This window comes from Emticicia sp. GW821-FHT11C11, assembly GCF_058808615.1.
Window position 1 is genome coordinate 379356 of record NZ_JBXARV010000001.1, and the last position, 24056, is coordinate 403411.

The 24056-nt window shown below is 41.9% G+C and carries 16 protein-coding genes; 11 read left to right on the plus strand and 5 right to left on the minus strand.

Translation table 11 applies throughout. The annotated features are described in order from the left end of the window. Positions 1-4: 4 nt before the first annotated feature. Genes AC1RRY_RS01525 through AC1RRY_RS01535 form a run of 3 tightly spaced genes read right to left on the minus strand, consistent with a single transcriptional unit; the run spans position 5 to position 3332 of the window. The gene (locus AC1RRY_RS01525) at positions 5-1660 is read right to left on the minus strand and encodes a hypothetical protein (protein WP_492818672.1); all 1656 of its coding nucleotides are present in this window, start codon (positions 1658-1660) and stop codon (positions 5-7) included. Beyond that, positions 1657-2292, minus strand: a complete 636-nt coding sequence (locus tag AC1RRY_RS01530) for a hypothetical protein (protein ID WP_492818670.1) — start codon at positions 2290-2292, stop codon at positions 1657-1659. Before AC1RRY_RS01530 ends, AC1RRY_RS01525 begins: the two co-directional genes overlap by 4 nt. Beyond that, positions 2292-3332, minus strand: a complete 1041-nt coding sequence (locus AC1RRY_RS01535; RefSeq protein WP_492818668.1) for an RNA polymerase sigma factor — start codon at positions 3330-3332, stop codon at positions 2292-2294. The genes AC1RRY_RS01530 and AC1RRY_RS01535 overlap by 1 nt, the downstream gene beginning before the upstream one ends. An 887-nt stretch (positions 3333-4219) precedes the next feature. Here AC1RRY_RS01535 and AC1RRY_RS01540 point away from each other — a divergent pair. From AC1RRY_RS01540 to AC1RRY_RS01590, 11 genes are all read left to right on the plus strand, one after another. After that, complete coding sequence (locus AC1RRY_RS01540) at positions 4220-7270, plus strand: SusC/RagA family TonB-linked outer membrane protein (protein WP_492819288.1); 3051 nt, start codon at positions 4220-4222, stop codon at positions 7268-7270. A gap of 23 nt (positions 7271-7293) precedes the next feature. Beyond that, the gene (locus AC1RRY_RS01545) at positions 7294-8799 is read left to right on the plus strand and encodes a RagB/SusD family nutrient uptake outer membrane protein (RefSeq protein WP_492818666.1); all 1506 of its coding nucleotides are present in this window, start codon (positions 7294-7296) and stop codon (positions 8797-8799) included. 198 nt (positions 8800-8997) lie between these two features. Then, positions 8998-11694 carry a c-type cytochrome gene (locus AC1RRY_RS01550; RefSeq protein ID WP_492818664.1) on the plus strand — a complete coding sequence of 899 codons (2697 nt, stop codon included), beginning with the start codon at positions 8998-9000 and terminating at the stop codon, positions 11692-11694. Positions 11695-11773: 79 nt separating this feature from the next. Then, the gene (locus tag AC1RRY_RS01555) at positions 11774-12547 is read left to right on the plus strand and encodes a 3-keto-disaccharide hydrolase (protein WP_492818662.1); all 774 of its coding nucleotides are present in this window, start codon (positions 11774-11776) and stop codon (positions 12545-12547) included. 229 nt (positions 12548-12776) lie between these two features. Further along, a complete protein-coding gene (locus tag AC1RRY_RS01560; protein WP_492818660.1) occupies positions 12777-13835 on the plus strand; it encodes an aldose 1-epimerase family protein in 1059 nt (352 codons plus the stop codon). A gap of 35 nt (positions 13836-13870) precedes the next feature. After that, positions 13871-15076 carry a hypothetical protein gene (locus AC1RRY_RS01565; RefSeq protein WP_492818658.1) on the plus strand — a complete coding sequence of 402 codons (1206 nt, stop codon included), beginning with the start codon at positions 13871-13873 and terminating at the stop codon, positions 15074-15076. Between the two features lie 74 nt (positions 15077-15150). Next, positions 15151-16179, plus strand: a complete 1029-nt coding sequence (locus AC1RRY_RS01570; RefSeq protein WP_492818656.1) for a sugar phosphate isomerase/epimerase family protein — start codon at positions 15151-15153, stop codon at positions 16177-16179. Positions 16180-16198: 19 nt separating this feature from the next. Beyond that, positions 16199-17362, plus strand: a complete 1164-nt coding sequence (locus tag AC1RRY_RS01575; protein ID WP_492818654.1) for a Gfo/Idh/MocA family protein — start codon at positions 16199-16201, stop codon at positions 17360-17362. A gap of 60 nt (positions 17363-17422) precedes the next feature. Then, positions 17423-18907: a sugar ABC transporter ATP-binding protein gene (locus AC1RRY_RS01580; RefSeq protein ID WP_492818652.1), complete on the plus strand. Its 1485-nt coding sequence runs from the start codon at positions 17423-17425 to the stop codon at positions 18905-18907. Beyond that, positions 18894-19832, plus strand: a complete 939-nt coding sequence (locus tag AC1RRY_RS01585; protein ID WP_492818650.1) for an ABC transporter permease — start codon at positions 18894-18896, stop codon at positions 19830-19832. Before AC1RRY_RS01580 ends, AC1RRY_RS01585 begins: the two co-directional genes overlap by 14 nt. 1 nt (position 19833) lies before the next feature. After that, the gene (locus AC1RRY_RS01590; RefSeq protein WP_492818648.1) at positions 19834-20751 is read left to right on the plus strand and encodes a sugar ABC transporter substrate-binding protein; all 918 of its coding nucleotides are present in this window, start codon (positions 19834-19836) and stop codon (positions 20749-20751) included. A 137-nt stretch (positions 20752-20888) separates the two neighbouring features. On the opposite strand, the gene AC1RRY_RS01595 is transcribed toward AC1RRY_RS01590, so the two are convergent. Together AC1RRY_RS01595 and AC1RRY_RS01600 are read right to left on the minus strand one after the other, a co-directional pair. Next, a complete protein-coding gene (locus AC1RRY_RS01595) occupies positions 20889-23645 on the minus strand; it encodes an ABC transporter permease (protein WP_492818646.1) in 2757 nt (918 codons plus the stop codon). Continuing rightward, positions 23633-23971 (minus strand): PadR family transcriptional regulator, encoded by a 339-nt coding sequence (locus AC1RRY_RS01600; RefSeq protein ID WP_492818644.1) that lies wholly within the window; start codon positions 23969-23971, stop codon positions 23633-23635. The genes AC1RRY_RS01595 and AC1RRY_RS01600 overlap by 13 nt, the downstream gene beginning before the upstream one ends. Positions 23972-24056 lie beyond the last annotated feature (85 nt).

Genomic DNA, 24056 nt, shown 5'->3' on the forward strand with positions numbered 1-24056 from the left:
ATCACTACCATTGGCGATAAGAAACACTTAAGGTTAGCTGGTGCAATGTGCCATTGAAATTTCCGCGGACCGGTTCAGTTGTCCCCAGCTTAAAATTCTCATAAGAATAGTTTGCCATTATTCTGAAATTGCCGAGAACTTTATTGCTTTTTCTGCTTATCTTCTCAAGTCCCAAACCAACAGTAGCACCAATAGATGGCTGCACACTAAGATTCCTTTGGTTTTCCGGTATTACATAGTTGGTGTATTGATTGGCGAAATAATAATTGTAAGTGGGAGCGATTGTACCTACGAATCCGGTTTTCCAGTTTTGGCTGGGTTTTTCACTGTTTGCCAGGCTGGAAAAAGTATAATGCAAACCTGCTGTGAGAGAGTTCATGGTAAAAAGCTCTACGGCATTCTTGGTATTTTTATTGACAACCAATGTGTTGAATTCCTTTTTAGTATAAATGACACTCATTTCATACCACGATTTTCGCTTCCAGCTATACAAACCCATGCGAACGCCTGCCAAAAAGCTTGGCCTTGCGGCGGCATCAATTGGTTGCCTGCCAGGCCGTAGATTGGAAATGGTACTCAAATCAGGTATAATGTATTGCACTCCGACAATAGGATAAACCGCGAAAAAATTCTTTTTAGCTACTATTCTTCTGCTGGCTTCCAAAGGTTCAACAATATTCTTTTTTTCTTCGTCAGTATAAAACTCTGAAAGCTCCAGTTCTTTCAGGGCTTCATCATAGTATTTAATGACTTTCCCATAATCGCCGGCTGCGTTGAATACCTTTGCCGAATCAACCAGTTTTATCGCTCGTCTGTGATGAAAGATCTGATTTTTTAATTCCTTTTCTTTTTCAGTGATTTTCGACTCCTCTGCTGCGATTAAAACACTGTCTATTTCATCTACAACAAATTTTCTTGTTTTGTCAGTAGGTAATGTAGCATTGATGAAAATTTTCTGCCAATTATCAAGCATCTTACCTGCCATTAGGTTGCGTACTTCGAAACTCGGGTGGTCTATTGTGGCTTCATCGGGGGCCTGATTCACAAGTTTGCTTATCCCTTTTATCATATTCAATATCTGAGATTTATCAATTTTCGGGTTATTCAGCCTCAAAAACCAGATGGCCAGCGCATCTGCTTCGAGTTCCTGTATATGCTTTATCTTTTCAATACCGAAATTCTTGCTTTTATAAGCCTCTTCTATTTGTTTTTCAGCTTCTTTGTTGATTTTATCAAAATGAAGATGGTTGTGCGTGTGATGGCCTACTTCATGCGCAAGTACAAATTGATCAGCGCCATTTTTCAGGTTTAAGATGTCATCCATGCGCTTGTTGTTATAAAGAATGTACCGTCCTTTTGGAGCGGTGGTACCATCACATATTGTGGCCACGGCGATGTCGCTTGGTAAGCATGTACCAGATACAACTGTAATACGTTCAACAAAAGGTATAGGCTGATGCCTGTTCAGTAAACTTATCAGTGTTCCAACAAATTTCTGAGCCTCATTATTAGTATAGAATGCCAGACTTTGTGGGTTTGCACCTGTAACCAGCTTGACCGCCCTGCAATTACACTCGTTATTTGGAAACTGTGAATAGGCGGTCTTGTAGTTAGAGATTATGATAATTAGCAGGCAACTATATACAATCGGATATTTCATTTCTTGTATTTGTGAAGTTTTTCAACTTTCAGACTTTTCCGGATTTCAAAAGTGTCTTTATTGATTAACAGCAGCGATGTCTTAAGCTTATAATCATATAAACTGGAGATGTTTGATTGCTTAAGCTCATTTGTAATTTTAGGCAACGTAATCTTTAACGAATCTGTATTGGTAATCTGGTAAGTAGTATCAATTTGCTGTTTGTTAGCTATAAACCGGATGTTTATTTTCCGGATAAACACAGGTTTGTTTTTATCCGGATTACCTGAAAAACCGGTGCCTCCTTCGTAGTTGACTTCATAATAACCTACGTTTGTGGTAAACGCGCTGGTAGAGGCGGTTTTAATAAAATAGAATAACCCCACAATGATAATTAATGAAGCAGCCATACCTACAACCACCCTAACTATACGTGTTCTTTTTGCAGCATGCCGATTCAGTAGGTTATTTAGCTTTTTACTGTAATGAAATTCATCTTCAAGGTCAGATGCTGCATGCAATGCTTTTTTTAATTCAAACCTTTTGCGGAACGCTTCATTTTCTATAATTAAGCTGTTAATAAGCACCAGGTCGTCGCCAGTAGCTGTGCCGTTTACATATCTGTCGATTAATGCCTTATATTCTTGCTTCATTATTGGTTTAAGTTTCTTAGCATTTTACGCAATTTCAGTCCGAATCTGTGAACGATTGTTCCAACGTTATTATCCGTTTCATTTAAAACACGCCCTATTGTTGCGTAATCAGCACCCCTAACACGCATCATTATAGTATCTTGCGTTCGCTCTGTGGCCTTTCTGCATTCTTTCAGCACCAACTGTGTGTATATTTCTGCACTTTCAATAAAGTTACGTTCTTCCTCAGAAAAGTACTCAATTTCTTCTTTTTTGGTGATTTCGTCTATCGGAACATGTGGACGTGCCCCTTTTTGTTTCAGGAAGTTTATCACACCGTTTTTTACAAGCGAATAGAAATAGGTGCTTAGTGTAGATGTAAGTTTAAAGTCGGGCTCATGGATTTCTTTTAAGAAATACATTATTTTTTCTGAAATAATATCTTTGAAATCATCTTCACTTAGATTATCTGCAAGGCGCCATCTTAAAGCATTGTTCATTAATTGTTCGAAATATTTACTGTACTCTAAAAAACGTAATCGATCATGGACCCGATCGGCTTTCTTTAATGCAAGAATGGTCATTTGACTCATTAAATAGTCCTGAAAAAGAGTTTGTTTCAGGCAGAGTTTTCCATTATAGATACAAAAGAGTCTGGAAGATGAATTTTTGCGAAGTTTTTTGAGAAACGATTGCCATACAAGGCTTTTAATTTCTGTGTCATCAGTATCCGGAAAATGTAACTTCGGCCATATTCTGAGCCAGATTATATCATTATACAGCTGGTATAATTTATCATGGCTAATAGCTTTAATATCATCAGCAGTGTTTAAATCAAATTTCAGAACAATTGCTGATACAATCAATTCAATCAGATCTCCACACGTGAGGTGAGTTGAAACTTTATATTGTTTCGATACCAACGCACGTTGTTCTAATAAAAACTCTACGGCAACATAATCACTTTGTCTCTTTGACAGAAACGGGTATTTTTTACGGACATTATTTAATAATAGGTGTATATCGTCTTCTGTAATTTGACCAATAGGATAAGAAAACATTATATTGAGTGTCAGGTTTGTTTACGTATTTCCAATGTAAATCAAGCGTATTTTGTAGAAAAATGCATTTAGAATGACTTGCTTTCTGGTAAATGGCTATTTTAGGCAAATAGAGCAGGTGTTTTTTCAAATAAGATTTTATCATATAAACATCATTTGAATCCCTATACACCAGAAAGCACCTCAACAATAAAATTAATAGTGGTTTTAATGTCTTCGCAAATTGGATATCATCAATCCAATCGGGCTCTGTTTTAAATAAACTTTGTTGTCAGTATTGTAAGCATCCTTCATCAGGTCTTCTATGGTTTTTCTTTGAAACTCATGAATACCAATAGTTTGATACGTATTACTTTCTGCAGTCAGTAAAACCACTGTCTTATCACGGAGTTTACCTTCTTGTTTTATTGATTCAATTCGTCTCAATATTTTAAGCTATAATCAATTATTCCTTAAAATAAATGCCTGTGCCATTTATAAATGGTATTGAAATAGTCTTTGGAGGTTATCAATGGAAAGCCAATACTATTCTGAGCTGGAAGGAGAAGGTTATGAGTCTATTCGTAATGGTCTGAATATAAGCGCATTAATAAGTAAATCTATGTTGCCAATACAAGGTCTTTCCGGTGCTGATTCTTCAAAAAGTATACTACGAAAAATCTCCTTATAAAAACCTAATATTAAATTATGGTAATATTTTAATATATAATATGATTTTTTTCGCCAAATACAGAAGTGTACAGGATGCTCTACGAATAGGAAATAAATAATTTTATAAAAAAACCTAAATTATTTATGTCTTTATAAGAATATCTACTTTTATTCATCCTAAATCAAGCGTATCTATGAAATCTAAATTTACTATTCATTTGAGTAGGATTTGTGTAATGGGATCAACCTTTTTGCTAATTCTATTCTGCTCATCTTTTGCGTTCTCACAAATAAAGGGTACTGTTAAAGGTTCTGACGGCACAGCATTGGTAGGAGTAAACGTTTCAATAAAAGGAACAACGAAAGGAACTCAGACCGGGGGTGATGGTACTTATAAAATTGAAGCAGCAAAAGGTTCTGTATTGGTTTACAGCTTTGTTGGTTTCGAAGTCAAAGAGGTAACAGTAAGCGATCAAACTGAGGTAAACATAACCCTGGAACTCGACGAAAAGCTATTAGGGGAAATCGTTGTTGTGGGTTATGGTAGTCAATTAAAAAAGAATGTAACCGGTGCAGTACAAACCATTGGAGCAAAAGAGATAAAAGATATTCCGGTATCTCAAATCGGGCAAAAGCTTCAAGGGCAACTAGCGGGTGTACAAATAAATCAGACAACAGGAAAGCCCGGCCAGGGAATGAGCATCAGGATTCGCGGACAACTATCGGTTTCGGCCGGTAGTGACCCACTGTATGTAATTGATGGGTTTCCGATTACGGGCGATATAGGAGCCATGAATCCGGATGAAATTGAAGATATTTCTATTCTGAAAGATGCTTCGTCTACTTCATTGTACGGGTCAAGAGCCGCCAATGGTGTGGTATTGGTTACGACTAAAAAAGGCAGATCGGCAGGCACAAATGTATCTTTCAATACTTTTGCCGGCATACAACATGTGCCAGACCGAGGATTGATTAAAATGCTTAATGCTGAAGAATTTGCTCAGTTTAAGAAAGAATCGTATGAAGATGCAGGCCAGGCTGTTCCTGCTGAATTTCAGAATCCTTCACAATACAGAGGTAAAAATAATGACTGGTACCGGGCTTTGTTAAGAACGGCTCCTGTGCAAAGTTATAATCTGACGGTTACTTCGAACAGAGAGAAATCAAGAACATCATTTGTTGGGGGAGTTTTCAATCAACAAGGGGTTGTAATTAATAATGAATACAAGAGGTATTCATTAAGAATGAACTCAGAATATGATATTTCTGACAAAGTAACTGTTGGTTTTAATATTGCTCCTCAGTATGTATATGACAATACGCCAAGAACCGATGGTGACAGAGGAACAGGTATTTTGTTCAATGCCTTGCATACCTGGCCTATAATGCCCATTTATGAGCAGGATGGCAAAACTTTAACCTTGTTTAACCGCTTCCCTCCCAGCACCGGAAACATCTTTGCATATCCGAACTGGGTAAGAGCTGCAGACGAACTGGTGAATGAGACCTCAACTACCAATTTAATAACCAATGCGTACATCCAGTATCAGCCAATCAAAGGGTTGACCCTGAAATCGACTTTCAATGTTGAAATGTTACGTACTAAGTTTTTCTTCTTTAACCCATCTACTGCCACAAGTGCAATCAACGTTGCCATTCCGACTACGGCAGTTTCGATACGCCAGAATTTTGAAAACCTTACATGGCTGAACGAAAACCTGGCTACTTATAGTAAAACTATAAATGACCATAGCTTTGAGATTCTGGCAGGGTTTTCACAACAACGTTTCCAACAGGAAAGCACGCGCATCCAGGCTGACACTTATGCCGATGACCGCCTGCCAACTATTCAGGGCGCTATCAACATCAACCGTGGCGGTACCAACAGTGGTGTTCAGGAATGGGCGTTGACGTCTGTGCTCTCAAGACTTACGTATAATTACAAGGGTAAGTATCTGTTAACTGCTTCCGTTCGTCGTGATGGTTCTTCGCGTTTTGGTTCCGACAATCGCTGGGGTACTTTCCCATCGGTTTCGTTGGGATGGGTTCTTTCGGATGAAGGATTCATCAAATCAATGCCGAAGATATCGTTTGCAAAATTAAGAGCAAGTTATGGAGTAATTGGTAACAATAATATAGGTAACTACACGCCTTATGCTTTGATAAACAATACAGTAAATGCTGTTTTTGGCAATACCGTGGCACCTGGGGCTGTTGTATCGTCTTTAGCCAATAGCAACCTGGGCTGGGAAACAACCAAACAATTAGATCTTGGCTTAGACTTAGGTTTCTTCAATGACCGCATCACTTTTGTATATGATTATTATACAAAACGTACTACCAATTTGCTTTATAGCGTGCAAATCGCGCAGGAAGCCGGGTTCGGTAACTTTAACGATAATATCGGAGAAATTAAATTCTGGGGACATGAGTTTGCACTGAATACGAAGAATACAACCGGGAAATTCAAATGGAGCACCAATGCAAACCTTTCAATTAACCGTAATAAAGTAATTGCTTTGGCAGAAGGTATTGACCGCGTATACGGAACTTTCCACATCACCAAAGTGGGTTATCCTTTCGGCCAATTCTACGGACATATTTCACAAGGCATGTATAAAAATGCCGAAGACCTGAAAAACTCTCCGCAAGTACCCGGTCGTTCTGTGGTAGGTAGTATCAAGTTGACTGATCAGAATGGTGATGGTATCATTACTAACGGTGGTGATTTTGATGACAGAGTGATCATGGGTAATCCTTTTCCTAAATTTACTTATGGTATCATCAACAACTTTGCTTATGGTAATTTTGATGCAAGCATCGTTGGGTCGGGTTCGCAGGGCAATCAATTATTAGTTCGCCACATTTATAGTACTGCCAATCTTGATGGTGTATTTAATATGGTGGAAGGAGTGAAATACCGTTTCCGTTCTGAATCAAATCCGGGAAGAGGCATGTATGGAACTACCGTAGGTGGGGGTAACATAACAGGTATTGAAAGAGACTGGATGAACAGCCGTTTTATTGCGGATGCTTCATTCTTTGCAATTAAAAACGTGACGGTGGGCTATACTATTCCACGGAGTAATAAAGTTTTCAAATCTGCTCGCATTTACGCTTCAGTTCAACAATTATATGTATTTACAAAATACTGGGGTGGGCCAAATCCTGAAACATCTGCACAAGGTGACGGAAATGGTAATGGAGGAAACCTTAGCCAGGGTATTGACTTTTCGAACTATCCGGTTCCAAGAACTTATACACTTGGCATAAACTTGAACTTTTAATTAACGTAAACATTCTTAAGAAAATGAAAAAAATAATTATAACAGCACTGTTTATGTTTTTGGGGTTAACGGGTTGCAAAGACTTTTTGACGGTTGTCCCTGAAACCAACCTCAGTACCGCCATATTCTTTACCAAAGAAGCTGATTTCCAGCAGGCAGTTAATGCCACCTATGTGCCTTTACGCGCTATTGTCAACGATCGTGCCTGGCTTTTAAGCGAAATGCACTCCGATAATGCCTACTATTATAGAAATATCCTTTTTGGTGCAACCGAGCAACAGGAAGACATAGCAGACTTTGCCGTGCCGACCGCTAATGGTGTTACTTCAAACACCCATGTTTTAAATCAGTACCGTCTTGACTATCAGATAATTGCCCGTGCCAATCAGATTCTGACTTCAATAGATAAAGTTGAATTTGGTGCAGAGTCTAAAAATAACCTGAAAGGTCAGGCTCAGTTTTTAAGGGCGTATGCATATTTTGAATTAGTACAATATTTTGGTAAAGTACCTTTGCACCTTACACCGGTGACGAATCGTCAGGAAGCAGCGCTGCCATTAGCAAGTGTTGATGAGGTCTATGCGCAAATTATCAAAGATGCGTCTGCCGCTATCACGGGGCTTTTACCAAAATCAAAACAAGAAGCAGGACGAGTTACTTCGGGCACTGCCAGAATGTTACTGGCCAATGTGTATATCGTAAAAAAGAACTGGGCAGAAGCTGAAAAATTACTGAAAGAAATTGTAGCAAGTGGCGAATACAAATTGATGCCTGATTTCAAGGATGCGTTCTCAACCAACACCGGTAACAAAAATAACATAGAATCTATTTTTGAAGTACAGTTTCAGGAAGGAGCATCCGGCTATAATGGCGCTATTATTTATAACTACCTGCCTCGTCCGATGAGTCCGGAAGAATTAAAGCCTATTACGGAAACGTCGAATCCACAACCATTAACCGGCGAAGGAAACGGAGCGCCAACGCCTGATCTGATTAATTCTTTTGAAGCAGGCGATAAGCGGAAAAATGAAACCATCGCTTATGTTACCATCAACGGAAGCCTGAGAGCCAACAAAGTTTTCCCTTATATCAAAAAATTTGCAAAACCACATTCTTTACATGGTAATACAGGCAATAACTTCCCGATTTATCGTTATTCAGAAGCGCTTCTGTTTTTAGCCGAAGCATTGACCGAGCAGGGAAAAACGGCAGAAGCACTGCCATACCTTAATCAGGTGCGTACACGTGCAGGATTACCGGATGCCACAACGACTGCTCAGGCAGATCTGAGAAGACAGGTGCATCAGGATCGCAGAAGTGAACTGGCATTTGAAAACAAGCGTTGGTTTGATTTAGTGCGCACAGGTACAGCCGTTGAAGTTATTACCGCTTATGGTAATAGAATTAAAGCCAATCCGGTAGCATATTATTATCCTGAAGGCGCAACAGTGCGTGGTAATGCCTTTACCAACATTGCCGTACTCTATGGGTTACCGGCTGATGAAGCGGCACTGTCACCTCATTTTTGATTTAGTTAAAAAGATAATTCATACGCTTCATAAGTAAAAAAATGAATGTAATTTAGAAACAAATAGGGGTGTTAATGCTTCGCTTAAATTTCGTTTAAGCATCATTAATACCTCATATTTCATCATTAATGAGTTCATTTTTATATTTGTGTATTGGTTATAAAAACCTCAATTATTTCGCCTTAACATATAAAAATCATGTTATCCAATCAACGAACCATTCAATTTTTTGTCGGATTAACAGCCGTCGTATTAGCCGCGTCTTTTACGTTGCTGAAAAATCCGCCACCGCCCGCATCGAATAATGATGATCCGAAAATTAAGAAGCTGAAGCTCTCGGAAGGTTTTTCGGCTCAACATCTCTACAGCCCTTCAGAGAGCAATCAGGGCTCATGGGTATCTATGACTTTCGACGACAAAGGTCGGATTATTGCCTCTGACCAATACGGAAAATTATTCCGTGTAAAAATTCCTGCCATTGGTACGACCAACGGAAAAGTTGAAGTCGAAAAACTTCAGATTGGCATCAGCCCGAATATTGATACCACAGGTATGGGTTATGCGCATGGTCTGTTATATGCCTTTAACAGCCTGTATGTAATGATTAATAACACTAAATCTAACAGGATTTTCCCAAGAAAAAGTGGCCTTTACCGCTTACAAGACACCAACAACGACGACCAGTTTGATAAGATTACGCTCCTGAAAGAAATGAATGGTGATGGCGAACACGGCCCCCACAGTGTCATTTATTCTCCTGATAAACAATCGTTATATGTCATTTCAGGAAACCACACCGATGTACCTCCGATGGATTCGTATCGCTTGCCATCAAACTGGAAAGAAGATAATTTATTTCCGCTAATCAAAGACCCCCGTGGACACGCCAACGACCGTATGGCACCCGGCGGATGGATTGCACATACCGACCCGGAAGGCAAAAACTGGGAGCTGATAAGCGCCGGTTACAGAAATGCCTTTGATATGGCTTTTAATGAAAACGGAGACTTGTTTGTGTATGATGCCGACATGGAATGGGACTTTGGCTTGCCATGGTATCGCCCAACGCGTATTACGCACGCAACCAGTGCCAGCGAGTTTGGTTGGAGAACCGGCAACAGTAAATGGTCGCCGACTTTTGCAGACAATTTACCTCCGATTATCAATATCGGTCAGGGTTCACCCACCAATTTGCTCCATTTAAAAGATGCTAAGTTTCCGGCTAAATACAAGAATACGCTATTGGCTTTCGACTGGAGCTTTGGAATTGTCCATGCCATTCACCTCAAACCTTCGGGTTCGTCTTATACTGCCACCAGAGATGAGTTTTTGTCAGGGTTACCATTACCATTGACTGATGGTGTGATTGGCCCGGACGGTGCCCTATATTTCCTTACAGGTGGCCGCAGGCTAGAGTCAGATTTGTATCGGGTGTACTACACCGGCACCGAAAGCACCGCTCCGGTTGCCGCTGCTCCTATTAATGCCGCCAATGCTTTAAGAAGAAATCTGGAAAAGTTTCATACAGGAGGGCCAAATAAAGAGGCCGTTGCAACAGCCTGGCCGCAATTGAAAAATCCGGACAGATTCATCCGCTATGCAGCCCGTTTAGCTATTGAGCATCAACCCGTAGCTGAATGGCAGGACTTAGCGCTGAAAGAAAAAGACCCGGTTGCTTCCACACAAATACTTATTTCATTGATACGTATGGGTAAGGGCGACAAGCAAAGCGAAATTCTGAATGCCCTGATGGGAATCAATATAAAAGCCTTGAACGAAGCACAACAACTGGATGTGTATCGTGCTTTTGAATTGGCATTCTTAAGAATGGGACAACCCGATGCCACAAACAGAGCAAAGGTAACAGCTTATCTGAATCCCCTTTATCCGGCAAATTCAGCACAATTAAATCGTTCGCTAAGCAAGCTTTTACATTATCTTGACGAGCCGAGTGCTATCAAGAAAACATTGGCTTTGATGACCATTAAAGAAGAGCCGGGCACCAATGCACTCATGCAGGAAACAGCAACTGCTTCAAGCGATTTGATTCTGAGAAGCTCACAATATGGTGGCGATATTGCTGCCATGCTGGCCAATATTCCTCCGGCACAGCACACCTATTATGCTAACGTTCTGACCATGGCAAAAACCGGATGGACTCCGGAAGAGCAGGAAATTTACTTTAAATGGTTCAACGATGCTTTCAAATATAAAGGTGGCCGCAGCTACGTTGGCTTCATCGATAGATCTCGTAAATTAGCCCTCAAAAACGTTACAGATTCCAAAAAAGATTATTTTGATAAGCTTTCGGGTGCAGAAATGTTAAGTAAATCGGGTAATGATTTAGTTTCGTCGGCTTATCCGAAAGGCCCCGGTCGCTTCTGGAACTTAAGGACCGGACTTCCGATAATAGAACAAGGACTAACCGGACGCAATTTTGAGCAGGGGAAAGCCATGTTTGCAGCTACTACGTGCAAAGCCTGCCACACCATGAGAGGCGAAGGTGGCGCAACCGGCCCTGATTTGACACAATTAGGTACACGCTTCTCGGCGAAAGATATGCTGGAAGCAATTGTTGACCCTAACAAAGCAGTATCAGACCAGTATGCGGCCACTCAATTCAGTCTGAAAAATGGCAATTCGATTATGGGTCGTCTGGTTAATGAGGATAACGTTGCCTATTATATTTCTCAGAATCCATACTCTCCGGAAACCCTTGAGAAAGTATTGAAAAAGAATGTTGTTTCTAAAAAGACATCCAATGTTTCAATCATGTTCCAGGGATTAATCAACAGTCTGAATGAAGAAGAGTTTAAAGACCTGATGGCTTATCTGATGGCCGGTGGTAATGAGAACAATCCTATGTTTACGCCGAAAGCTGAAGCAAAAAAATGAATAGTATAGAGTTAAAGCGTGGCACACAGATAAACAAGTGTGTCACGCTTAAGCATTTTTGAAAAACAAAAATAATACAATGAAAACAAAAAATATTTCAAAACCTAGCCAAGTAATTTTACTTTTCATTATCTTGCTAACAGGTTGTAAGGCATCAAATTCTAGTCAGAGCGAAAAAGGTTTTAAGTCTATTTTCGATGGAAAAACGCTGAATGGCTGGGAAGGAGACACAAAATACTGGCGGGTAGAAAATGGTAATCTGGTAGGAGAAATTACTCCGGAAACCTTACTCAAAACCAATTCATTTATTGTATGGAAAGGAGGAGAACCGGCCGATTTTGAGCTGAAAGGTGAATTTAATATCACTGAAAAAGGGAATTCAGGTATCAACTATCGGAGTGAAAGACTATCCGATGTACCTTATGCATTGAGAGGGTATCAGGCCGATATAGACGGAGCCAATCGCTACACCGGGCAGAATTATGAAGAGCGCGGACGCACAACCTTAGCCTATCGCGGACAAATTACAAGCATCAATCCACAAAGCGGCACCTGGAAACCGGAAGATGTGAGAGCAAAAGTGCAAAGAAATGCCTGGACTGAACTGAAGGTTACCGGAAGTTTAGGAGAAAACGAAGCCCTGAAAACAAAAATTAAAAGTGAAGATTGGAATACCTTCCATCTGGTTATAAAAGGCAATCGGTTACAACACTACATCAATGGCGTTTTGATGAGCGACGTAACAGACAACGATTTAGTAAATGGCAAATCAAAAGGGATTCTGGGCGTACAGGTACACGTAGGGCCACCCATGAAAGTACAATACCGTAATTTAAGATTGAAACAATTGTAAAATGATATAAGATAGGTTTCCGGGCTTTGGCATAAATTAGTAAACGTTTATTCGGTTTGGGATTTATCAAACTTTATCATTTTGCAACACACCCTGCCTTAAAAAGCGTATGAAAGAACCATTAAATAATTTGTATCTGGCAGGTAAACACATTAACAATCAAATAGTACAAAACTAAATCCAAATGTTTGATTGATGCTTGACAAACATCAAAGAAAAGTATCAGAGTATGAATTTTGAAAGAAAAGCAGAATCCTCTACATTCGGTGAGGCAGGATGGAGAGATAAAATCTCGAATCCGGCTCAGCTGGGTGGTATCGAAACTTCTATTTTAGATAACGGGCTGGGGCGTGGAAATAGAATCGCCTGGATAAATACCGGCACGGGTTTAAGGTACAAAGTTGTTTTTGACAGAGGAATGGACATTGCCGATGCTTTCTATAATGAGCATAGCTTGGCTTGGTTGAGTCATGGAGGCTTCACTTCTCCGCAACCACAATCAGACAAAGGAATCGACTGGCTTAAAACCTTTGGAGGTGGGTTGCTCACTACCTGCGGACTTTCGCACGTGGGCGGGCCTGAAAAAGATGCATTCGGCGAAAGAGGTATTCACGGGCAAATATCCAATATACCTGCTGAAATTGAGTCAATTATTCAGCCAGACCCCGTGGCAGGCAAAATGGAAATGAGTATTACTGGCATTATCAAAGAAACAAAGGTGTTTGGACCCAATTTAGAGTTGCGACGGACGATTTCCGGGAAACTGGGTGAGGCCACTATCCGGATTCATGACGAAGTAATCAATCGTGGCAATACCCCCGCGCCATTCATGCTTCTATACCATTTCAATTTCGGGTATCCAATGGTTGATGAAGGAACAGAAATTTTGTGGGAAGGCCAATGGCAACCACGGTTTGGTCATGAAAATGCCAGTATCTTCAAAGAGGGTAATGATTTTAAAAAATGCCCGGCTCCTTTAGATGCCCATCTGGGTACCGGTGAAGAAGTAGTATTTATTGACCCTACAGCCAATGCAAGCGGCCAATGTACCTGTGGACTTCAAAATGCTGCAATAGGGCTAAAGGTAGAAATAAACTTTAATAAAAATGAATTGCCTCATTTGATAAACTGGCAGCATTGGGGCAAAGGCGAATACGTAACAGGCCTGGAGCCCGCTACGAATCCCCCCATAGGCCAGGCACATGCAAGAGCCAATAACGAGCTGATTTTTCTGAATCCATACGAAACCCGCACATTTGATTTAGAAATAAAAGCATCAGAGATATAAAACTACAAAATACATTCAACCCCAAACATTACATTATGTCAAATTTAAGTATCGCACAAAAAGCATTAGAACAAGGAAAAGGTATTTTACGATTAGCTCCGACCTGGGTTCCCCGTTCATTTTGTGTTCCCGGACGAAGAATAAAATTACACCCTGATGATTATTACGTATTAGGTGGGGTACGAGGCGGTATTGATGAGCGTTGGCTATCTTCAACCACACCTGCAAAAAACGGCCCCCTAACAGGAGAGAATGAGGGATTGAGCTTTGTTGTTTTAAACGAAGGCGAGCAAGTATTACTCAAAGACGCTATTGATGAACTGGGCGCTGAAATAATCGGAAACCGCCTTTGGGATGAATACAAAAGCTGGCCGATGTATTCGAAATTCTTTGATAACATGGGGCCATTACCGCACCATATACACCATAATGACGAAGAAGCTGCCAAAATTGGCCAATTAGGAAAGCCGGAGGCCTACTATTTTCCTCCGCAGTTAAATAATCATGGCGGCGATTTCCCCTATACATTTTTTGGTATTGCACCGGGCACCACCAAAGAGCAAATCAAAGAATGTTTAATGAACTTCACGAAGGGAGATAATAAAATAACGATGTTTTCTCAGGCATTCCCTTTGATTCCCGGTACGGGTTGGGATGTGCCTCCCGGCATGTTGCACGCACCGGGAAGTATGTGTACCTACGAACCGCAAAAAGCATCTGATGTATTTGCCATGTATCAATCTCTGGTAAATGAAGCCATCATTCCTGAAGAACTATTGTGGAATGGTACTCCACCAGATCAGATTGGTAATTATGACCAGCTGATGGGTGTCATTGACTGGGAATTGAATACCAATCCGAATATCTTAGAAACACGTTTCATGGCTCCAAAACCTGTTAAACCTGTAGCGGAGATGGAAGCCGAAGGATACATAGAAAATTGGATTTGCTATCGTTCTGAGGCGTTTTCTGCTAAAGAATTAACCATTTTGCCAGGGCAGACCGTCACCATTAAAGATAGTGCTGCTTATGGTATCATTATGATGCAAGGACATGGAAAAATGGGCGTTTGGGACATCGAAACACCTTCATTAATCCGTTACGGACAATTGACAAACGATGAGTTTTTCATCACAGAAAAAGCGGCTGTTGAAGGCGTAACCATCAGCAACCATTCATCTTGCGACCCGATTGTAATGTTGAAGCACTTTGGCCCTAACAACCCCGATTTAGTAATATAGTATAGCGCACACCCACCTGAAGCGAGTGCCTGAAATTAAAACAGTAACAATACAACCTCAAAATCTATTAAACAATGGAAAATAATTATCCCAAACTTCACAACGCTACCTGGCCGGGTATTGTAGGAAAAGGGCCGGATTCAGAACCACCCATTTCGTTGGACACCATGCTCGAAATGACAGCCGCGGCTGAGGTAGATGGTGTGAAATTCGATGGTGTTGATTTAGGTCTTTTCGACCCTCATTATGATTTGGACACATCAGATGATGGCGTAAAAAGATTGGCCGATAAAGTTGCTAAGCATAATCTTGAAATAGGCAGTCTGGTTGCTCCGATCTGGGGTGGCCCTGCGATGGGCTCTGCCGATGAACGCAAGCAGTTTGTAGAAATGGTGCGTAAATCTTGCGAAATTGCTCAGAAACTTCGTAAAATAGGTATTCGCCCGCATGGCATTGTCAGAATCGACTCAGCAAGTAGTGTAGAAAGCTGGGCAGCCGATCCGGTTGGTAATTCAAAACTGATTGCGCAGACATTCAGAGAAGCCTGTGATGTGGCAGCCGATTATGGCGAAAGATTGGCCACTGAAGGTGAAATTTGCTGGGGCGGTATGCACTCGTGGAAAGCCATGCTCGAAACTCTGGAAGCAGTTGACCGCCCGAATATCGGTTTTCAGGCTGATATGTCGCATACCACTTTATATTTACTGGGTTATAATGCACCCGAAGCCCGTATTCTACCGGAAGACTTTCAATGGGGCGACAGAGCCACATTTCTTGAAGGATTAAAAAAACTGACTGATGCGCTTCGTCCATGGACGATTGACTTCCATGTAGCTCAGAATGATGGTACGGTTCATGGAACAGGCTCACATGATAAAACAGGTCGCCATTGTCTGGCAACAGATCCAAATGGTAAGCTTGACATTACGAATGATGCGGGCTATTGGCTCCGCAATGAAGCAGGTGTACTTACTAAAGCCTTTAAACACATTTGTTGGGATGGATGTATGTTTGCCAATGATGTAATGACCCAGCAAAAAACATGGAACGATATTCTGGCGGCAATGATAAAAGTTCGTCAGCAACATGGATGGGTAGAATAAAACGAAAATCAAATAGACAATGTCAACAAAGAAACAACTCAGAATAGGATTAATAGGAACGGGTTTTATGGGACGAACCCACTCCAATGGCTATAACCGTGTGCCGAACTTTTTTCCGGAATTAGAATATACCCCTGTTTTAAAGGCAGTTTGTTCAAGAAATGCCGAAAAAGTGCAGGCTTTTGCCGATCAGTGGGGTTATGAATCGATAGAAACCGATTGGAAAGCGCTTATTGCGCGTGACGATATTGATGCCGTCGATATCTGTACGCCAAACGATAGCCATGCCGAAATTGCGATTGCTGCCGCAAAAGCAGGGAAAATGATTTTGTGTGAAAAACCACTCTCCCGGAATCTGGCAGAGGGTGAGGCAATGGTCGCCGCGATCGAGGAAGCTGGTGTAGAAAGTACAGTCTGGTATAATTACCGGCGACTACCAGCTGTAACTTTAGCCAAGCAAATTATTGATTCGGGTAAACTAGGCAAAATATACCATTACAGAGCTAATTTCTTACAAGACTGGACCATCAGCGCCGACCTTCCGCAAGGGGGGACGGGTTTGTGGAGAATGGACTCAGAAGCCGCAGGCTCAGGCGTGACCGGCGATCTATTGGCGCACTGTATTGACACAGCCATGTGGTTGAATGGTGCCATTACTGATGTTTCAGCAGTGACCGAAACATTTGTAAAAGAACGGATGCACCAGCTGACTGGCAAAGTTCAGCCTGTAGGTATTGATGACGCCTGTATTTTTCACTGTCACTTTGCCAATGGTTCTTTAGGGCTTTTTGAGTCGACACGCTATGCACGCGGCCATAAAGCGCTCTATACTTTTGAAATCAACGGTGCCGATGCTTCTATTCGTTGGGATCTGCACGACCTGAATCGCCTCGAATATTTCGACCACCGTGACGATTCGATTGTTCGTGGCTGGCGTTCAATCATTGTAACCGATGGTGACCAGCCCTATATGAATAAATGGTGGGTTGGTGGTTTGGGAATTGGCTACGAGCATAGCTTTATTCATCAGGTTGCCGACTTTCTGAAAAGTCTGGAGGCAGGAACTCCCTGCTCGCCAACTTTTAAAGAGGCACTTCAAACCCAGAAAGTATGCGAAGCTGTCATTGATTCGGCTAATACGAGAAGTTGGAAAGATACCAACGTGGATGGTGATTTTGTTTAAATCAGAGTAATAACATGATAATGCTGGCAAGGTTCAAAACTTGCCAGCATTTTTGAATTTATGAGTCAGAGAAAAATCCTTGAGGTACAGCATCTTTGTAAATCTTTTTCGGGAATAAAAGTTTTAGATAATATCACTTTCAATCTTGAAAAGGGAGAGGTGCATGCGCTGATGGGTGAAAACGGCGCGGGGAAATCGACATTCATGAAAATTCTGATGGGATTACTTACGCCCGATTCGGGTGAAATAATTCTGGATGGCGAAAAAGTACAGCACAGCAATGTGCATGACATGTTAAAAAAAGGAATCTCGATGATTCATCAGGAAATACTGATGGTGCCTGAATTAACAGTTGCCCAGAACATTTTTCTCGGAAAAGAAGTCCACCGTTTCAATTGGCTGGACGAAAATAGTAGTTACAAAAAAACCACGGATTTACTCAAAACCCTGCATGTAAATATTGGTGCCAACAAAAAAATGAAACATTTGAGCATTGCTGACAGGCAAATGGTAGAGATTGCCAAAGCCATTTCAAACAATGCCCGGATTATTATCATGGACGAGCCCACGTCGGCACTGTCTGATAAAGAGGTTTCTACACTTTTCAATATTATCAAAGACCTGAAAAGCAAAGGCGTGGCCATTATTTACATTTCTCATAAAATGGATGAAATCTATCAGATTTCAGACAGAATTACTGTTTTGCGGGATGGACAATATATTGCCACAAAATCTGCTCAGGAATTAGTCGTTAAAGACCTGATCTCAATGATGGTAGGTAGAGAAATTGAAGACGTTTTTCCAAAAACTGAACTTAATGCCGGCAAAACAATCATCAAAGTGGTTAATTTAGGCAAGAAAGGGAAGTTTGAAAACATCAGCTTTGAAGTAAAGGCAGGTGAAATTTTAGGGATAGCCGGTTTGGTAGGCGCAGGCCGTACTGAAGTGGCCCGGGCAATAGCCGGCTTGGACGATTTTGAAGAAGGAGAGGTTTTTATTGATGAAGAAAAGGTCAATATTCAGTCGCCGAGGGATGCTATGAAATGGGGTATAGGCTATGTGAGCGAAGACCGCAAAGCATTGGGATTTATTCCCCATTTATCCGTCAGGCAAAACATAAGTTTAGCGGCTTTACCCGGGGTGTCAAACAAGTGGTTTATTTCTGCTGAAAAAGAAGAAGCACTGGCCAATCGGATGCAAAGTAATCTGAAAATTAAAGCTTCGGGCATCAGTCAGAAATTAATATATTTGAGTGGAGGCAATCAGCAAAAAGTGGTCATTGCCAAAGTTTTGTCTGCTTCACCCCGAATTATTATTTTAGACGAACCTACCCGCGGAATAGACATAGGAGCAAAAATTGAAATTTATAAATTAATCAATGAATTGAAGAATAAGGGTTTAGCGGTTATTCTGATTTCGTCTGAATTGCCTGAAATCACAGGCATGAGCGACCGGATACTCGTGCTTTCAAAAGGTAAGCAAACAGCTTTATTAGCCAAACACGAAGCTACCCAGGAAAAAATCATGCAGTATGCAATACATTAAAAACCTAAGACAATACGGTATTCTTATTGCTTTTTTAGCGATTTGCCTTACCCTAACCTACATCAGTCCTCAATTTTTGACACTCTCTAACTGGTCAATTATTTTTACTCAGGTTTCTATCAATGCCTTACTGGCTTTTGGGGTTACTTTCGTCATTATTACAGGTGGTATAGACCTCTCTATTGGTTCAATAGTGGCCGTTTCGGGCGTTGTAGCTGCCTTACTGGCCCGGCAAGATAATTATCCTGTCATTGTTCCAATCTTTGGCGGACTCCTCGCAGGACTACTATTCGGGGCATTAAACGGACTGTTAATCACCAGAAGCAAAATTGCTCCCTTTATTGTCACACTAGGAGTCATGACCATCGGTCGGGGTTTAGCACTCATTATCAGCAAAGGCCGCCCTATCTCTAATCTTTCCGATTCTTTTAATTTTATAGGGGGCGGCGATATTCTGGGTATCCCTTTTCCGATAATCATCTTATTTATAGTATTCATTATTTGTTCGGTTGTTTTAAAAAAGACAATCTTCGGGCGTTATGTGTATGCAGTAGGTGGCAACGAACAGGCTTCCTGGGCATCCGGAATCAATGTAAATCAAGTAAAAATGGCAGTTTACGCCCTTTGCGGTTTGCTGGCAGGTTTAGCTGGTATCTTATTGACCTCCAGAATTACTACAGGTCAGCCAAATGCAGGGGCAAGTTTTGAATTAGACGCCATTGCAGCGGCCGTAATCGGAGGTTCAAGTACTTCGGGAGGGGTGGGGAGTATACGCGGAACGCTATTTGGTGTTATTTTAATAGGTGTTTTAAATAATGGACTGGACTTACTCAATGTAAGTTCGTATTATCAACAGGTGGTGATGGGTGTCATCATCATCGGCGCTGTATTATTAGATAGTTGGAATCAGAAAACTAAAGACTAACATGAAAAAACTCATATTTTTTGCCGCAGTTTCGTTGCTGCTTTCTTGTAACTCTGCAAAAAAAGAAGAAAAAACCAGAATTAAAGTAGGCGCTACGATGCTCAGTATGCAGAATGAATTCATTGTCAACATCAGTGATGAAATGCAAAAAAAGGCCGATGAACTAGGTATTGAATTGATTCTGGTTGATGCAGAACATTCGCCACTGAAACAAATCGAACAGGTGGAAAGCTTTATCTCTCAAAAAGTGGATGTAATCATTATGAATCCTTGCGAAGTAGAGGCCAGTTCTCCTGCTGTAAGCAAGGCTTTAGCGGCAAAGATTCCAATCATTAATGTTAATTCGGCCACGAGCACGGCTCCGACGGCTTTTGTGGGTTCAGACGATGCAGAATCGGCTAGAATTGCCATGAAATTTATTGCTGAAAAACTGGGAGGGAAAGGTAACGTAGTGATGATCCATGGTTTCATGGGGCAGGCAGCACAGATTCAGAGAGAAGAAGGGGCTAAAGAAATTCTGAAGCAATACCCCGACCTGAAGTTAATAGCCAGCCAGACTGCCGAATGGGATAGAGCCAAGGGGATGGATTTAATGCAAAACTGGATTCAATCTTATGGTACAAAAATAAATGCGGTATTTGCACACAATGACGAAATGGGCTTGGGAGCCGTAAAAGCTCTGCAAGCCGCAGGAATGAAAGACAAAGTAGTGGTTGTAAGCATTGATGCTATTCAGGATGGACTGCAAGCGGTTAAAAACGGTTCATTAGATGCCACAGTTTTTCAAAATGCCAAGCAGCAAGGAGCCGGTGCGATTGAAACAGCGCTTAAGCTGGCCAGAAAAGAAACCTATGAAAAAGAAGTAATGATTCCGTTTCAACTGGTGACGAAAAGCAATATTAATGAGTTTTTGAAGTGATTAGTTTATATCCAACAAGAAAGGCTTTATGAAGAAATTCATAAAGCCTTTCTTGTGCATTTTGACACATGCTATTTAACCACCAAATGCTTTAGGGAAAATTACAATACGAAATGAAAGTTGTTACCGGGTGGAGGTCATTCAGTACGCAATGATTTGACCGGATTAGCCATTGCCGCCCTCATTGCCTGAAAACCTACAGTAAGCAGCGCTAATCCAATGGCTGCTGCTCCTGCTACAACAAACATCCATCCGCTAAGCGCTGTCCGGTAGGCAAAGCCCTGCAGCCAGCCATGCATGAAGTACCAGGCCAGTGGGCTGGCAATCAGTAAGGCAATCAGAATCAACAAGACAATCTCCTTACAAAGCATAACCATAATGCCCGACACGGTAGCGCCTAATACCTTTCGGATACCGATTTCTCTGGCTCTTCTTTCCGTAGAAAAAATGGCCAGACCAAGCAGACCTAAGCAAGAGATAAAAACGGTGATTCCCATCGCCACATTAGTCAACCGCTCGGTTCGCAGATCGTCCGCATACATTTTGGCAATGCTATCATCCAGAAAAGAATAAGCAAACGTTTTATCGGGAAAGACGGCCTTCCATTCCTTTTCTATTTTACCGATGAGCGTCTTTAGTTCACTGGCAGCCATGCCCTTTGTAGAGATTTTGATCGCAATGACATTCTCCCTCGTGGTATCGTGTCTGATGACAATCGGCCAGCTCGCCTGATGAAAAGAGTTCTCATAAAAATCGGCTACCACTCCAGCTATAGGATAAACATCGACAGGGCTGGCTACCAACTCCCGGCCGATAGCTTTGCTCACATCGGCAAAACCTAGGGCATGGGCGCAAGTCTCACTAATCAACACTTCCCTACCATTGTTATTTGGGAGTAAATTTCTCCCTGCGACCACCTTCATCCCATAAAAAGGAACGTAGTTTTCGTTGCCGAAATGAAAGGATATATCGATTGGTTTCTCATTGCTGTTTTTTAGGCCACCACCACCGAATCCACTATGCATCTGGTCCATCGGCGACTTCCACTGTCTGATTACCTGCTCTATGCCAGCCAGTTGCTGTATCTTGCCAGCCAGTATGGCTACCTTACCCGCTTCTGCGTTTGCCTGTTGCCGGCCTCTACTTGCATCTGACCGAATAGCTGAATTACTCATACCGGTATTACGGGGACCGCCGAGCGTGATGATCGCATCCGTCTTGAAACCCAGGTCGGCATGCAGCACGTACCGCAACTGCGAACCAATAACGAAGGATGCGATGATAAACACAAGGGATATGGTAAATTGGAAGACAATAAGTCCTCTGCGCAGCGTCCCTTTTCCACTGCCTGATGCTACATTCATCCCTTTCAGAGTCACTATGGGCTGATAGCTTCCCAGTACCTTAGCCGGATAAAACCCGGCAAGAAGAGTAGTCACCGCGGTTACCAATAATAAAAATAAAAGCGTAGCACTATCCATCCGAAAATGAACGCCCCTTGGTATCAAATCGGAAAATACGTTCATCACTGGCTTTACCATCAACGCCGCAAGACCCACTGCAGCTACCGTCAATAATAGGGTCTCGGTAAAAAATTGCACGGCTATGCCCGGCCTGTTACCACCCAGTACCTTTCGGACACCAATCTCTCTCGCTCTTTGCATGGATTGCGCGGTTGACAAATTGACAAAATTGACAATGGCAAGAACAAGGATGAAGCCTGCCACCGCCATGAGCGTGTACAAGACTGGTAAGCTGGCCTTTCTACCTGTGGTACCACCATATTCCTGATTAAAATGGACGCTAGACAACGGTTTCAAATGGGCAGAGAACCCCGGTTTCGGGCCATAATGCCGTTTGACAAAGGGGATAAATTGCGCATCAATCTGTGAAGGCGCTACATCTTTCGCCAGTTTAATCATGACCTGGCTGGAACGATTTAAATTGTCCCAACTGTCCAACGTTATGTCGCGCTTAAGAAAACTGGCAGGTATGGTAGCATAAGAAATCCATTGGCTAAAATTATAATCACTGTTGCCTGTCCAATCAGCGACGATCCCTGTTACCCTGACAATCAACGAATCCTGATAATAGATAGTCCGGCCGATGATCTTGTCCGGGTCGAAATCACCAAAGTATTTTCTGGCTCTTCCGGCAGTAAGTACAACCGAGTTGGGCATGGTCAGGGAAGTTGCTGCATTTCCACTTAACCACTGGTAGCGAAAGATATCGAAGTATTGCGGCTCCACGATAGCTATGCTACCGTCATCATCGAAGCGCTTCGGTTTTTCATTTTCGTCAGCTGGTATTGTCACGCTGGCTCCGTAGGTCTGATAAGCGGCCACTGTCTGAATGCCGGTCATTTCCTGGCGCATGGCGGCAGGCATAGGACCGGGCACACAATTCCAACGACCACCAAACACTACAGCATCTACAGAATAGATGCGGTCACGATCCTGATGAAAATTATCAAAACTGAATTCGTACTGGGTAATCAAATAAATGACCAGACAGGTACAAATGCCCAACGCTAAGCCCAATACGTTGATGAAAGAATAAATCTTGTTGCGAATTAGTTTGCGAAAGGCAATTTTGAGATAGTTAGGTAACATAGCGGGTTGAAATATAAATGTGGTTCGGTATTCCGGGTGATTATAATTATTTTTCTGACGAGCCTTAGACCAGATAAAAGGACGAATCAACTGCAGAACTGCCAGTGTATACCGCCATCGGGCTTTTGATATGCCGACGGTCTTCAGCCAGTAAACATACATCTCCAGCAAATCGCCTTGCAGTTCATCTTCCGAGCCATCCGGACAGAAGTGACTCAGTAGCCAAACAGCCCAGCGGGGCGGTTTGGGGAAACGGCCATCATCGGTAATTAAGCTCCCCATAGCTGTATGATTGAAATTGGAATCTGATCCCATAATTGGGCACGAACTAACCGACACTCCACCAAAGCCCGCTGGCCAGCCACCGTGACGGTAAACAGACGTTTTTGACGGCCTCCTCGTTCAGCGGTGGCTCCTCCCATCATAGAGGCAACAAAGCCTTTTTCTTCTAACCGCTGCAAGGTACTATGCACAGTAGGAAAGCTGATACTGCGACCCATTTGCTGGTCAATGGTTTGAGTAATGGAAGCACAGTATGCCGATTCCTGCAGAGCAGCTACAGTCAGTAGTACAACTTCCTCCAACTCACCTAAAAATGCTCGTTTCATATATAATAGCGTACGTGATTTGTATAGATTTTGTCGAACAAATACTTTGCCAAATTTTCAATAAGCGTTTATTTGGTTAAAAAAG

What these genes read in the sequence shown, in the direction of transcription:
- AC1RRY_RS01525 (WP_492818672.1), bottom strand. Translation starts at nt 1,660, where the DNA reads ATGAAATATCCGATTGTATATAGTTGCCTGCTAATTATCATAATCTCT.
- AC1RRY_RS01530 (WP_492818670.1), bottom strand. Translation starts at nt 2,292, where the DNA reads ATGAAGCAAGAATATAAGGCATTAATCGACAGATATGTAAACGGCACA.
- AC1RRY_RS01535 (WP_492818668.1), bottom strand. Translation starts at nt 3,332, where the DNA reads ATGTTTTCTTATCCTATTGGTCAAATTACAGAAGACGATATACACCTA.
- AC1RRY_RS01540 (WP_492819288.1), top strand. Translation starts at nt 4,220, where the DNA reads ATGGGATCAACCTTTTTGCTAATTCTATTCTGCTCATCTTTTGCGTTC.
- AC1RRY_RS01545 (WP_492818666.1), top strand. Translation starts at nt 7,294, where the DNA reads ATGAAAAAAATAATTATAACAGCACTGTTTATGTTTTTGGGGTTAACG.
- AC1RRY_RS01550 (WP_492818664.1), top strand. Translation starts at nt 8,998, where the DNA reads ATGTTATCCAATCAACGAACCATTCAATTTTTTGTCGGATTAACAGCC.
- AC1RRY_RS01555 (WP_492818662.1), top strand. Translation starts at nt 11,774, where the DNA reads ATGAAAACAAAAAATATTTCAAAACCTAGCCAAGTAATTTTACTTTTC.
- AC1RRY_RS01560 (WP_492818660.1), top strand. Translation starts at nt 12,777, where the DNA reads ATGAATTTTGAAAGAAAAGCAGAATCCTCTACATTCGGTGAGGCAGGA.
- AC1RRY_RS01565 (WP_492818658.1), top strand. Translation starts at nt 13,871, where the DNA reads ATGTCAAATTTAAGTATCGCACAAAAAGCATTAGAACAAGGAAAAGGT.
- AC1RRY_RS01570 (WP_492818656.1), top strand. Translation starts at nt 15,151, where the DNA reads ATGGAAAATAATTATCCCAAACTTCACAACGCTACCTGGCCGGGTATT.
- AC1RRY_RS01575 (WP_492818654.1), top strand. Translation starts at nt 16,199, where the DNA reads ATGTCAACAAAGAAACAACTCAGAATAGGATTAATAGGAACGGGTTTT.
- AC1RRY_RS01580 (WP_492818652.1), top strand. Translation starts at nt 17,423, where the DNA reads ATGAGTCAGAGAAAAATCCTTGAGGTACAGCATCTTTGTAAATCTTTT.
- AC1RRY_RS01585 (WP_492818650.1), top strand. Translation starts at nt 18,894, where the DNA reads ATGCAATACATTAAAAACCTAAGACAATACGGTATTCTTATTGCTTTT.
- AC1RRY_RS01590 (WP_492818648.1), top strand. Translation starts at nt 19,834, where the DNA reads ATGAAAAAACTCATATTTTTTGCCGCAGTTTCGTTGCTGCTTTCTTGT.
- AC1RRY_RS01595 (WP_492818646.1), bottom strand. Translation starts at nt 23,645, where the DNA reads ATGGGGAGCTTAATTACCGATGATGGCCGTTTCCCCAAACCGCCCCGC.
- AC1RRY_RS01600 (WP_492818644.1), bottom strand. Translation starts at nt 23,971, where the DNA reads ATGAAACGAGCATTTTTAGGTGAGTTGGAGGAAGTTGTACTACTGACT.